9 protein-coding genes are annotated in these 13,295 nt (G+C 62.2%); 4 read left to right on the top strand and 5 right to left on the bottom strand.

Annotated elements, in window-relative coordinates; all coding sequences use genetic code 11:
* Positions 1-358 precede the first annotated feature (358 nt).
* The 4 genes from SKP52_RS24600 to SKP52_RS11330 all read right to left on the bottom strand — a co-directional run bounded on the left by SKP52_RS24600 (position 359) and on the right by SKP52_RS11330 (position 5,484).
* Positions 359-1,006, bottom strand: a complete 648-nt coding sequence (locus tag SKP52_RS24600; protein WP_052208136.1) for a helix-turn-helix domain-containing protein — start codon at positions 1,004-1,006, stop codon at positions 359-361.
* 636 nt (positions 1,007-1,642) lie between these two features.
* Positions 1,643-3,280: a recombinase family protein gene (locus tag SKP52_RS11340; RefSeq protein ID WP_160292398.1), complete on the bottom strand. Its 1,638-nt coding sequence runs from the start codon at positions 3,278-3,280 to the stop codon at positions 1,643-1,645.
* A 568-nt stretch (positions 3,281-3,848) separates the two neighbouring features.
* The gene (locus SKP52_RS11335; RefSeq protein ID WP_039580753.1) at positions 3,849-4,730 is read right to left on the bottom strand and encodes an NAD(P)H-hydrate dehydratase; all 882 of its coding nucleotides are present in this window, start codon (positions 4,728-4,730) and stop codon (positions 3,849-3,851) included.
* Entirely contained in the window at positions 4,723-5,484 is a 762-nt protein-coding gene (locus SKP52_RS11330) for a histidine phosphatase family protein (RefSeq protein WP_039574832.1), read from the bottom strand. Before SKP52_RS11330 ends, SKP52_RS11335 begins: the two co-directional genes overlap by 8 nt.
* A 160-nt stretch (positions 5,485-5,644) precedes the next feature.
* On the opposite strand from SKP52_RS11330, the gene SKP52_RS11325 reads away from it, so the two are divergent.
* The gene (locus SKP52_RS11325; RefSeq protein ID WP_039574830.1) at positions 5,645-5,866 is read left to right on the top strand and encodes a hypothetical protein; all 222 of its coding nucleotides are present in this window, start codon (positions 5,645-5,647) and stop codon (positions 5,864-5,866) included.
* Between the two features lie 27 nt (positions 5,867-5,893).
* Positions 5,894-8,515, top strand: a complete 2,622-nt coding sequence (locus tag SKP52_RS11320) for a GAF domain-containing hybrid sensor histidine kinase/response regulator (RefSeq protein ID WP_039580750.1) — start codon at positions 5,894-5,896, stop codon at positions 8,513-8,515.
* Positions 8,516-8,557: 42 nt separating this feature from the next.
* On the opposite strand, the gene SKP52_RS11315 is transcribed toward SKP52_RS11320, so the two are convergent.
* On the bottom strand, positions 8,558-9,895 hold the full coding sequence (locus SKP52_RS11315; protein WP_039574828.1) for an MFS transporter: 1,338 nt from the start codon (positions 9,893-9,895) through the stop codon (positions 8,558-8,560).
* Positions 9,896-10,064: 169 nt separating this feature from the next.
* Between SKP52_RS11315 and cyoA the strand changes: the two genes are divergently transcribed.
* Positions 10,065-11,249 carry a ubiquinol oxidase subunit II gene (cyoA, locus tag SKP52_RS11310; protein ID WP_052208131.1) on the top strand — a complete coding sequence of 395 codons (1,185 nt, stop codon included), beginning with the start codon at positions 10,065-10,067 and terminating at the stop codon, positions 11,247-11,249.
* Between the two features lie 16 nt (positions 11,250-11,265).
* A complete protein-coding gene (gene cyoB / locus SKP52_RS11305; RefSeq protein WP_039574826.1) occupies positions 11,266-13,278 on the top strand; it encodes a cytochrome o ubiquinol oxidase subunit I in 2,013 nt (670 codons plus the stop codon).
* Positions 13,279-13,295 lie beyond the last annotated feature (17 nt).

Genomic DNA, 13,295 nt, shown 5'->3' with positions numbered 1-13,295 from the left:
GTTTGGCGAGACAGGCGCGGCGCTCGCGATCACTGGTGGCGGGATGACTTCCGGCATTCCGGCACAGCAAGGTATGGGACTGGCTCCCCCGTCAAATCGACCAGTCGCCCCCTCCCGGAGAGACGCCTCAGGGAGTGGGGTTGTGAAAATAACAACTGTCGTGCACAAGTTCCGGCGCGGGGGTTGGGTGCCATCTGTCAGACCGAGGCACGCCTGTACCTTCCATGGTCATCATCTGCACTATCGCTGCGAAAAGGTTGTGAGTAGTGGTGCCGGCCCTTGGGGACCGGCGCCAAAGGGTAGATAAAATCCGTGCCGGGAGTGGTGGGCCCCCGACCTGGATTGCCGCGCTACCCGGTCATACCTCGATATTTATCCTTACCCGATCTTGAGTTACGCCGGCGGCTAGAGCAATAGCCTGGCGCGCACTGTCGATTGTTGCAGAGAGCGGGAATACTGCCTGTTCGCCAAGAAGATCGGCCATGCTGACGCCCAGAATTTCCGCCAGTGCTTCCATTCGACCCGGCTTGGGTCTGGTCCTGTTCAGTTCCCAACCGCAAACTGCCGGATCGCTAACATTCATATGCTTGGCCAACTGTCCTTGCGACATGCCAAGCGCAAGGCGAAGGCGCTGCACCCGCATGCCAAAGCTTTCCATGCGGTTCGCGGAATCGGGTCCGTCTGGTCCGACGGATACCGCGTCGCGAAGTCGTGCGGTACCGAGCGATATGCGCGAGATCGGCAAGTCAAAGTCAAGTCCGATCAGTCGCCCGCTGGTCCACGCCACGCGCGCCCGAGTGGCACCACTTTGGGGCAGCTTAATGTCGATCGGATCGCCGATCGCGAACGCTTCGTCCGTTTCAAACACCATGCCCAGTTCGGAAATATTGTGTACGAGAACCTCGGTTTCTCCAGTCCTTGGGACTGCCCCTTCGAACCGCATCCGCGTCTCTTTTGCCTGGCCAGGCTGATCTTCAACTCTATGAAGGTAGGCGGCGACGGTCATTGCTGCCCCTCATGTCGGCGATCTGGTGCGAAACGATCGCTCACCGGCACCCCGTGCTCGTGGAGACCCGGACTGCGAACGTGCAGATCGCCATCTTTCCAGTTCGCTCGCGAGATTTCGCTTTCAGCGAACTGTCGCTGTCCGAATGTGAAGCTGCCCAGAGCAAAAGCGCTTGAGCCTCGATGACGGGCTGCAAACTTGGGAGGACACGCAGCAGGCACCGGATAGAAGCCAGCAATCGACGCCGCTCCACTGCAGGCCATTTGCCGCGTGTCTCGTTGGACCTACTCATTGCCTGTCTCATTAACGATCAGTTGAAAATATCGCCCATCCATAGTTCCTGTGCCTCAAGCCTCATCGACAATTAGCCACAAAATTGGCTGGCCCGATAGTCATTGTTTTCTAAACCCAAGCGCGGCGCTGCTGCGGGATATAGCAATAAGTTCAATGTTATGGTGATTCGAGTTAGTCAGGATTCTCCAAGAGTAACAGACGGATTTTATCAGTCACGTGAAGCCATCGGCGTGCGTAGATGGAGAGGCGGCTATCGACTGAGCGTTAAGATCCATTCGATCGCTCCAGCAGCCGTCGCGCATGAACCTTGCTTCGTTCTGTTCAAGGTCGGACTCACCCTGATCACGCGCCGAGCCGTGCTCTTGCAGCGCGCACGATTTCGCTATGGGTGCCAAAGTAACCTGCACGGGCATATGCTGCTCTGAGCCCGCCAAACCTCCTGCGGTAAACGTTTTTGGCGGGAACCTCCGGGGCTGAATCGATCAGCTGGACTGACAGATAGCCATGCTTGGCCAGTAGGCGCCTTAAATGACCGATAAGATCCTCATCGGTGATCGGTGAGCCGTCCTGATTGCGGCGTATTGAAACCTTGGGCGGTTTACTGGATATGCCATGTTCTTCGCGATACCCCGCCGCTGCCCTTCGACGTTCGGCCGTTGTGATTTTAAATCCGGCCAGTTCGAACGCCTTGGCTAGGGAACCGAACCTCCGGATGAAATATTTCCGGTTCGGGGCACCAGCATCCGCCTGAATTGCATGACCACTCAGATATCCTCTTTCCCGATGAATGCGGCGCAGTTCATCCAAAAGGTCTTCATCGGAGTAGGGTTTCCCGCTGGCGTTCTTTTTGATCCGAGATGGCATCTCATATCCAACCAGACGGAATGCCGCCGCAAGGCTTCCATATCGCGTGTCGATGGCTTCAGGAGACGGCAAGTAGGCGCAGCGCTTAATTAGTCGGCCAGATAAATGGCCTTCCTCTTTCAATAGGCGCGCGAGTCCCGCCTTGAGTTCATTCTCCGAGTAGACTCTGCGAGTGATAGCACCGAGACGCTGCTGAGCCGCTTGAAAAAGTATGGTGGGAATGATTTGCGTCGTGACTTTTGCCGTCACCCAGTCGCTTGGCTCGGTAAATGTAGGGCGCCCCAGATTGCTGACACGTTTTCCGAAGACATATCGGCCGGAATAAAGATTCTGGGTCAATGTTCGCCGGACTGCGCTCGTGGTCCACGGTTTTCCATTGGCTTGTTTATGGCTTCGACAATTGAGCCAGGATTCGATCTGCCCGAGACGTAACTTGTCTTCCACGAACAGATGGAAAATGCGTCGAACGAGCGCAATCTCACGTGATGGCCCTCGGACCCAGACCACTTTGTCGGTAATCAATGCCTTGCGTTGGCCGCGGAGCAAAATCATTCGCGGCTTGCCGCTCTCATCGACGACTTGACGCCGCATTCCTAGCGGTGGATCGCCTCCTTGCTTGAAACCGAGGCCGGCTTGATGTCGCTGCGCCCGCGAGATTTTTACGGACAGCTCCCGGCTAAACTCGGCTGCCATCACGCGCTTCATATGTTTCATCATGGACGACAGCGCGTCACCGTCATTGTCGAACGGCTCCATGCAGTAGTGGACTTGGACTCCAGCGGCTCGACACATATATTCGTAGTGCGCGGACTGATCGGTGTCCTGAAATCTGCCCCATCGGCTCACATCCAGAACCAAAATAGCGCGGAAATTTGCTTCCCCCGAGAGGACGTCGGCAAACAGCTGCTTTAGGGCTGGCCTGCCGGCCAAGGTGAGTCCGCTTCGTCCCGCGTCAACGTAGGTCTCGACGATTTCGAACCCGCGAGCATCGGCGAAGGTGGCTATCGCTGCGCGCTGGCTGTCGGGCGAGTAGCGCTGATGTTCCGTTGACATCCGGATGTACTGCGCGGCGGAGATCTTTTCCCCTGCCGGATCTCGATGAACACGTTTTTGCAACACACCCTCTCCACTCGACCAAACGCGGTTGGCCGGTCTGTGCAAGCATTCCGACAAATCCATGACAAGTCGCCGGACTGAATTCTGGTATGCACGCTTGCGACGGTTGAGAACTGTCAGAAGCGATTCGAAGGTGGCGGCATGATGCTGAGCGTCACCCTTGAACCAACTCAAACGCGGCTGTGCCTAAGCTACCGTTGCTGGGAAGCTCGCCCATTTCCGAATCGCCCTGCTCCATGAAGGGGCCGCTAACCTTTTGCAGCGCGATCTCAATCTCGATTCCACTAAACCGCAGTTCGATTTTTCGGCGCCAATGTCTCAAAAATGTGGGGGGATATGTGGGGGAAGGTTAAAACCTCGGTTCGCTAAGTACTGAGAGTTAAACAAATAAATATCTGGTTCGATACAAGCCCTGCCACCATCTTCCCGATCGCGTATCGAACCAGCGATTTTTCGCTGGCCCGCATCGGCAAGCGATGCGGGCGGGTTCGAATCCAGCCCGGTCACCATTTCCCCGATCGCATATCGAACCAGCGTCTTTTCGCTGCCAAGCCCGAAGCGGCCCGGCTTAGACGCCGCGCATCAAGCCGGGAACGACCGGCAGCAGCTCGCGCGCGAGATAGCCGATCGGCCCGATCGTTTCGGACAATCGCCGCCCAGCCTCGCCGTGCAGCCATATGCCCCATGCGCTGGCCTGGAGCGGCGGAAGGTCTTGTGCGCCGAGCCCGGCGATCAGGCCTGCGAGCACGTCGCCCGACCCGCTGACCGCAAGGCCGAGCCCGCCGCCGGCATAGGAGAGGCACGTTCCCCCAGCCATCAAATGGCTGGTGGCGCCTTTGACCATCACCGTCGCATCATAGGTTTGCGCCGCCCGGGCGAGTGCGGCCAGCGGATCGCGCGACACATCGTCCTTTTCGATACCGAGCAGCGCGGCCAGCTCACCCTCGTGCGGCGTCAGCACAATATGGCGGCCGCGCGCGGCGATGGCGTCCACATGATCGGTCGCGGCGCGAAGCGCGACGGCGTCGAGCAGCAGGAACATGTCGTCGGGCAGCGCGGGGAGAAGCGCGGCGAGCAGCGTCCGCACGCCGTCCTCGTCGATCATCGCGGGGCCGAAGACGACCGCATCATGGCCCGCGATTTCGGCGAGCAGCAGCTCGGCGCTTTCGGGCGCGATTTCGCCGTCGGCGGTTTCGGGAAGCGCGACGATCGCGCAGGCGGGAAAGGCGATGCCGATCGGGATCGCGGCGGAGGCGATCGTGGCAATCGTGACCTTGCCCGCACCCGCCCGGAATGCAGCCTCTGCGGTGAGCAGCATGCCGCCGGGTACGCGCCGGCATCCGCCGATGACGAGCACGCGGCCGCGGCCGTTCTTGTCGACATTGTCGTGGTGATCGGGAAGCGGGTTGGCCTTGAGCCAGGCGGTGTCGAGCGGGACGGGGTCAGCCACGCGCTGCGACCATCGCATCGGGTTCGCGGGTGACGGGCACCTCGCCCGCCATCGGTGCCGTGACATTATAGCGCGACAGGACGAGGTTGCCGTCGCGGCCGACCCCCGGATCGAAGCGATACTCGGTGATCGCGCAATTGGCGACGTCGCCCTGCTTGTCGATCGCGAGAATTTCCCTTTCGCCCAGATTTTCGATGATCGTGCGCAGGCACAGCACGACCACCTGATGCGCGACGATCATCACGCGCCGGCCGCCATAGTGAAGCGAAACGGTGTCGAGTAGCGAGCGCAGGCGCAGGATGACGTCGCACCAGCTCTCGCCTCCGGGCGGGCGATGGTAGAATTTGCCAAGCGCCGAGCGGAATTCGGCCTGTTCGGGGTGCGCCGCCGCGATGCCGAGCCGGGTGAGCCCGTCGAGGATGCCGAATTCCTTTTCGCGGAGGCGTTCGTCGACGCAAATCTTTTCGTCGGGCTCGCAGCCCCCCGCGGCGCGGAAGATTTCGGCGGTCTGGATCGCGCGGATATAGGGCGAGGCGAGCATGATTTCGGGGCGACCTTCTTCCTCGTCGGCGGCGAACCATTCGCCGAGCACGCGCGATTGTTCCTCGCCCAACGCCGAAAGCGGGACGTCGACGTCGCGGTGGTCGAGCGCGATACGGAGGTCGCCTGCCGCGTGGGCGGCATCGCGCGCGACATTGCCCGCGCTCTGGCCATGGCGAACGACCCACAGGACCGAAGGCCAGCGCGGCGTCATGCGAAGAGATCCGTCATCAACATGGCAAGGGAACGCAGCGGTCGCGAACCGGTTGCGCGATCGAAGGGCTGCGTCGCGCCCCCGGACAAAAACATCCGCGTCCGCCGCAAACTTAACCTGTATGATTGCGAGCGTGACCCATAGCGCACATCAGACCCCTATGACGGGGGATTACAGCGAGACATTCGGCCAGATTCTCAACCGGCTGCTCAATCCCCGTGAGCGGGTGATTCGGGAGGTCAGTCGGGCGCGCAATGCGAGCGGTTATGTGGAGGGCACCGATATCGTTCGCGAAGATGGGCGTCCCGCGGCTTTGGGCGATGGGATCGGGCGCGACGGACCGCAGCGGCGCGGGGAACCGAAGAACGGTTATTTCGTATAAATGCCGCCAAAGGGGAAAAACAGCAGGATGCTCGACACGCTGGCCGGTCCGTCCGAAGACCATGCCTTTCTCGGCGATGGCGGGGAAATGGGCCGGCGCGTCGCGAATTTCGATTGGCGTTCGACGCCGCTCGGCCCGATCGAATCCTGGTCGCAAAGCCTGCGCGCGGTCGTCGCTTTCCTTCTCCATTCGCCGGTTCCCCTCGTCATGCTGTGGGGCGAAGAAGGCATAATGATCTATAATGACGGCTATTCGCGCTTTGCGGCCGACAATCATCCGGGCATCCTTGGCATGCGGGTGCGCGAGGCATGGCCCGAGGTTGCCGATTTCAACGACAATGTGATGAAGGTCGGCCTTGCGGGCGGGACGCTCGCATATCGCGACCATGTGCTGCGACTCAACCGGACCGGCGTGTTCGAGGATGTGTGGCTCAACCTCGACTATTCGCCCGTCTATGACGACATGGGATTGCCGGCGGGCGTCCTGGCGGTCGTCGTCGAGGTCACCGATGCGGTCCAATCGGCGGCGGCGTTGCGCGAGAGCGAGACGCGCCTCCGGTTCCTCGACCGGTTGGGCAGGGCGATTGCGGTGAGCACGAGCGCCGACAATATCCTCTCGATCGTCACGCGGATGACGGGCGAGGAACTCGGCGTGGCGATCTGCGCCTATGCCGACATGGAAGAGGATCAGGACGGCTTCACCATTCGCGGGGACTGGGTGACCGAAGGCTCGCAGTCGATCGTCGGCCGCTACAGTCTCGCCGCCTTTGGCGAGCTGGCGGTGCGGAATCTTCATACGGGGCAGCCGCTGATCGTGAACGACAATCTGGCCGAGCTTCCTCCGGAGGCGGCCGCGGCGTTCCGCAATATCGGCATCGGCGCGACGATCTGCATGCCGCTCGTCAAGGAAGGGCGCCTGACCGCGCTGATGGCGGTCCACCATCGCGAGGCGCATCGCTGGACCACGACCGAGCTCGCGACGTTGCGCGAGGTGACCGAGCGCAGCTGGGCGCATATCGAACGGGTCGGGACCGAAGCCGAATTGCGCACCACGGCCGACCGTTTGCGGCATCTCAACGAGACGCTTGAAGCGCGTATCGAGGAGCGCTCCACCGCGCTGGAACGCAGCCAGACCCAATTCCGGCTGCTCGTCCAGGGGGTCACCGACTACGCGATCTACATGCTCGACGAAACGGGGCTGGTGTCGAGTTGGAACGCCGGGGCCGAGCGCATCAAAGGGTATCGGCCGGACGAAATCATCGGCCGGCATTTTTCCTCCTTTTATGAAGAAAAGGATCGCGAATCCGGCGAACCTGCGCGGGCATTGGAAACCGCGCGGCGCAAGGGACGCTTCGCCGCCGAGGGCTGGCGCGTGCGCAAGGACGGAACGCGGTTCCATGCGAGCGTCGTGATCGATGCCATCCACGACGATGGCGGCGCGTTGATCGGCTTTGCGAAGATCACGCGCGACGTCACCGAGCGTGAAGAGGCGCAGCGCGAACTCGAACTGGCGCGCGAGGCGCTTTTCCAGTCGCAGAAGATGGAGGCGATCGGTCAGCTGACCGGCGGCATCGCGCATGATTTCAACAATTTGCTGACCGCTATCCGCGGCGGGCTCGAATTGCTCAAAAAAAGATTGTCCGGCGAACCGCAGACGATGCGGCTGCTCGAAAATGCCGTGAAGGCCACCGACCGCGGCGCCGCGCTGACGCAGCGCATGCTCGCATTCGCGCGGCGTCAGGAGCTGGAGACCGAGAGCGTCGACATCGCCCAGCTCGTTTCGGGGATGATGGAGCTGCTGCAACGGTCGCTGGGGCCGACCTTTGCGATCGTGACGCGCTTTCCGGGCGACCTGCCGCCGGTGATCGCCGACATCAACCAGCTGGAGATGGCGTTGCTCAATCTGGCGGTCAACGCGCGCGATGCGATGGGGAGCGCGGGAAGTCTGACCATCAGTGCCGAAGTGCGCGAGCCGCCGCGCGGCGACCTGGCCGATCTTGCCGAAGGCCGTTACGTCCGCCTGACGGTATCGGACGATGGCAGCGGAATGGACAGCGAAACGCTGGCGCGCGCAGCCGATCCCTTTTTCACCACCAAGGGTGTCGGCAAAGGGACCGGTCTCGGCCTTTCGATGGTGCATGGCTTCGCCCGGCAGATCGGGGGGATGCTGCAAATCGAAAGCCGCGTCGGCGTCGGCACCGACGCGCATATCTGGCTCCCGCTCAGCGGCGTGGAGCGCGGAGGCGACGAGGAGGCGCCCGTCGTTCCGGACGAGCGCGGCGCGGGCGAGGCCGAAGTCATCCTGATTGTCGATGACGATGCGCTGATCCTGATGAACAGCGCCGCGCTGATCGAGGATTTGGGGCATGTCGTCATCGAGGCCAATTCGGGCGAAGAAGCGTTGGAGCAGCTTGCCTCGCGGCGCGACATTAGTATGATGATCACCGATCAGGCGATGCCGCAAATGACCGGCAGCGAATTGATTGCGCATGCGCGGAGCCAGAGGCCCGACCTGCCGATCATCCTCGCGACCGGCTATGGCGAAACGCCGAGCGATATCGGCCCCGCCGTCCTGCGCCTGGGCAAACCGTTCGGCCAAAGCGACCTGCGGAAGGCCATCGAGGCGGTGGACAAGCCGCGCCGCGAATGATCGGCGCGCCGGGGGTGCGCGGCAGCCCCCCGGCCTCGCGCTTTAGCCGATCGTGCTCGCCAGTTCGCGGTTGAGCCAGAGCGCGACGAGCGTGACAACCGCGCCCGACAGCAGGTAGGCACCCGCCGCGATCAGCCCGAACTGGCTGGAGAGCCAGAGCGCGACCATCGGCGCGAATCCGGCCCCGAACAGCCAGGCAAGGTCGGAGGTAAAGGCCGATCCGGTGTAGCGATGGCGCGGCTGGAAGTTCGACGAGAGCGCCCCCGACGACTGGCCGAACGACAGGCCGAGCAGTGCAAAGCCAAGGATCATGAAGGTCGCTTCGCCGATCTGGCCGGCGTCGAGCAGCTGCGGCGCGAAGCCGCTGAACGCCGCGATCGCCGCGGCGGTGGCGCCGAGCAAAGTGCGGCGGCCGAAGCGGTCGGCGAGCGCGCCCGATGCGATGATCGTCCCAATCCCGACGACCGCGGCGACTGCCTCGATCATCAGGAAGCGTACCGGCGTCTCCTCGGTGAACAGGAACACCCACGACAGCGGATAGACGGTGACCATGTGGAACATCGCGAAGCTGGCGAGCGGGGCGAAGGTGCCGATGACGATCGTCTTCCATTCCGAGCGCACCGTTTCGAGCAAAGGCGCCGGCTGGAGCGCGCGGTTCTCGAACAATTCGGCATATTCGGGTGTGACGACGATGCGCAGCCGCGCGAAGAGCGCGACGACGTTGATCGCAAAGGCGACGAAGAAAGGATAGCGCCAGCCCCACGCAAGGAAATCCTCCGCGGGCAGCGCCGAAATGAGGAACATGAAGAGCAGGCTGGCGACGATGAGGCCAAGCGGCGCGCCGAGCTGCGGGATCATCGCGTACCAGCCGCGTTTGTTCTCGGGCGCGTTGAGCGCGAGCAGCGAGGCGAGGCCGTCCCACGAACCGCCGAGCGCGACGCCCTGACCCATGCGGAACAGCGCGAGCAACAGCGCGGCGCCGATTCCGATCGATTCGTAACCGGGCAGGAAGGCGATCGCCGCGGTCGAGCCGCCGAGTAGGAAGAGCGCGATGGTCAGCTTCGCGCCGCGGCCATAAGCGCGGTCGATCGCCGTGAAGATGATCGTGCCGACGGGACGCGCGACGAAGGCGAGCGCGAAGATCGCGAACGACCAGAGCGTGCCGGTCAGCGGGTCGAGGTGCGGGAAGACGAGCTTTGGGAAGACCAGCACCGATGCGATGGCGTACACGAAAAAGTCGAAGAATTCCGACGTGCGGCCGATGATGACGCCGATCGCGATCTCGGAGGGGTCGATGCGGTGGGCCCCCTGGTCGTCGGCGCCGTGGAGGGCGCGGGCGTCGCGTTCGACCTCGGTGGTGGGCACAGTATCGGCAGCCATGGTAACAATCCTTGAGCTGGCGCCCTCCGCAAGACAAGATGCGGCGGCACGAGTCGGTCATAGGGCAAAATCGCCCGGAATGAAAATGCCCCTGCGCGATGATGAACGGTCGCGGGATTGGACAAAATGTCCTATGTGCAGTGCAACAAAGGAGGCCTAGGCGCGCATCATGCCAAGCAATCTCCCCCGTTTTCCCGCCCGATTGCGGCTTTTGCCGTTGCTCGCCGCGCTGCCCATGCTTTCGGGCTGCGGGCTGATCGTGCTCGATCCCGCCGGCGACGTCGCGCGCCAGCAGGGCGATCTGATCATCCTGTCGACCGTGCTGATGCTGCTGGTCATCGTGCCGGTGATGGCGCTGACGATCTTTTTCGCGTGGAAATATCGCGCGTCGAACAAGGATGCGACGTACAAGCCCGATTGGGATCATTCGACACAGCTCGAGCTGGTCATCTGGTCGGCGCCGCTGCTGATCATCATCTGCCTGGGCGCGGTGACGTGGGTCGCGACGCATTTGCTCGACCCCTATCGCCCGCTCGCGCGCACGGGGCCTGGCCAGCCCGTTGCCGCCGAGGTCAAGCCGCTCGATGTGCAGGTCGTCGCGCTCGACTGGAAATGGCTGTTCATCTATCCCGAACAGGGCGTCGCGACGGTCAACGAACTCGCGCTGCCGGTGAACCGGCCGGTCCGCTTCCGTATTTCCTCCTCGTCGGTGATGAACAGCTTTTACGTGCCCGCGCTCGCGGGACAGATTTACGCGATGCCGGGCATGGAAACGAAGCTGCACGGCGTGTTCGACAAGACCGGCAACTACGAAGGCTTTTCGGCCAATTATTCGGGCTGGGGCTTTTCGAACATGCGCTTTGCGGTGAAGAGCCTGCCCGCTGGCGAGTTCGACAAATGGGTCGCCGAGACCAAGGCGTCGTCCGAAGGCGACCTCAGCCGGGCCGAATATCTCAAGCTGGAAAAGCCCACGCACAAGGAACCCGTGCGCCGCTTTGCCGCGAGCGATCCGCAGCTGTTCGATGCCGTGGTCAACATGTGCGTCGAACCCGGAAAGATGTGCATGCACGACATGATGGCGCTCGACGCCAAGGGCGGCGCGGGCATCGCGGGCATCGGCAATGTCCGGCAAGTCACCTATGACAAATTCGCCGCGCGCGGCACCGTTGATGCGGCGCGCTGGAGCATGCGTTATGTCGCGGCCTATTGCAGTTCGCCGGTGATGTCGAACGATCGCCCTGACGCGAAGCCCGTCGCGCCCCAAAAGCTGAAGGGTGAGGGGCTTCCGCACCCATCCAGACCCGAACGCACCGCGCTGCGCGCGCCCGCCGCCGCCGACCGCCCGCTGTCCTGAACGAGCCCGAGATCCCATGAGCATCCCGCATCCCGCACCCGAAACCGGTCCGATCCTCGGCAAGCTGTCGCTCGAGGCGCTGCCGCTGCACGAGCCGATCCTCGTCGTCACCTTTATCGCCGTTGTCCTCGGCGGCATCGCGGTCCTCGCCGCGATCACCAAATATCGACTCTGGGGCTATTTGTGGACCGAGTGGTTCACCACCGTCGACCACAAGCGCATCGGGATCATGTACATGATCTTGGGCCTCATCATGTTTTTGCGCGGATTTTCCGACGCGATCATGATGCGCCTGCAACAAGTCATGGCCTTCAACGGTTCCGAGGGGTATCTGCCGCCGCATCATTATGACCAGGTGTTCACCGCGCATGGCGTGATCATGATCTTCTTCGTCGCGATGCCGTTCATCACCGGGCTGATGAACTATGTCGTGCCGCTGCAGATCGGCGCGCGCGACGTCAGTTTTCCCTTCCTGAACAATTTCAGTTTCTGGATGACGACGTCGGGCGCGGTGCTGACGATGATCTCGCTGTTCATCGGCGAATATGCGCAGACCGGCTGGCTCGCCTACCCGCCTTTATCGGGGATTGCATACAGCCCGAACGTCGGCGTCGATTATTATATCTGGGGGCTGCAGATAGCGGGGATCGGGACGACCTTGTCGGGTATCAACCTGATCGTCACGATCCTGAAGCTGCGCGCGCCGGGCATGGGCCTGATGAAGATGCCCGTCTTCACCTGGACCAGCCTTTGCGCGAACATCCTGATCGTCGCGTCCTTCCCGATCCTGACCGCGACGCTCGCGCTGCTCACGCTCGACCGTTATGTCGGCACCAATTTTTTTACCAACGACCTCGGCGGATCGCCGATGATGTATGTGAACCTGATCTGGATCTGGGGTCATCCCGAAGTTTACATTCTCGTGCTGCCGCTGTTCGGCGTCTTTTCCGAAGTCACCTCGACCTTCTCGGGCAAACGGCTGTTCGGCTATACCTCGATGGTCTATGCGACGATCTGTATCACGATCCTGTCGTATCTCGTCTGGCTGCACCATTTCTTCACCATGGGATCGGGGGCAAGCGTCAACAGCTTCTTCGGCATCACCACGATGGTGATCTCGATCCCGACGGGGGCCAAGCTCTTCAATTGGCTGTTCACCATGTATCGCGGCCGTATCCGCTTCGAGCTGCCGATGATGTGGACGATCGCCTTCATGCTGACCTTCGTCATCGGCGGCATGACCGGGGTGCTGCTCGCGGTGCCGCCCGCCGACTTCGTGCTGCACAACTCGCTGTTCCTTATCGCGCATTTTCACAATGTGATCATCGGCGGCGTCCTGTTCGGCCTGTTCGCGGCGATCAACTATTGGTGGCCCAAGGCGTTCGGCTACAAGCTCGATGTTTTCTGGGGCAAGATCAGCTTCTGGTGCTGGGTCGTCGGCTTCTGGGTCGCCTTCACGCCGCTCTATATCCTCGGCCTGATGGGCGTGACCCGCCGGATGCGCGTGTTCGACGATCCGAGCCTGCAAATCTGGTTCGTGATCGCGGGCATCGGTGCGCTGATCATCGCCGCGGGTATCGGCGCGATGCTGGTCCAGTTCGGCGTCAGCATCTGGCGCCGCAAGGAACTGCGCGACACCACGGGCGGCGATCCGTGGGACGGCCGCACGCTCGAATGGGCGACCAGCTCGCCGCCGCCCGACTATAATTTCGCCTTCACGCCGGTGATCCACGACCTCGACGCGTGGTACGACATGAAGACGCGCGGGCACCATCGGCCGACGGGCGGCTATCGCGACATCCATATGCCGAGCAACACCGGCACCGGGATGATCCTGTCGGGTTTTTGCCTGGTGATGGGTTTCGCGTTGGTCTGGCACATCTGGTGGCTTGTGGCGCTGAGCTTTGTCGCGACGATCGTCGGCGCGATCTATCACACCTTCAACTACAAGCGCGATTTCGACATCCCGGCGGCGACGGTCACCGCGGTCGAAGAAGCGCGCACCCGCCAGCTGGCGGCCGGAGCCTGATGCGATGAGTGCCCCCA

This window comes from Sphingopyxis fribergensis, assembly GCF_000803645.1.
Lineage (GTDB): Bacteria > Pseudomonadota > Alphaproteobacteria > Sphingomonadales > Sphingomonadaceae > Sphingopyxis > Sphingopyxis fribergensis.
This window is presented reverse-complemented; position numbering and strand designations above follow the sequence as displayed.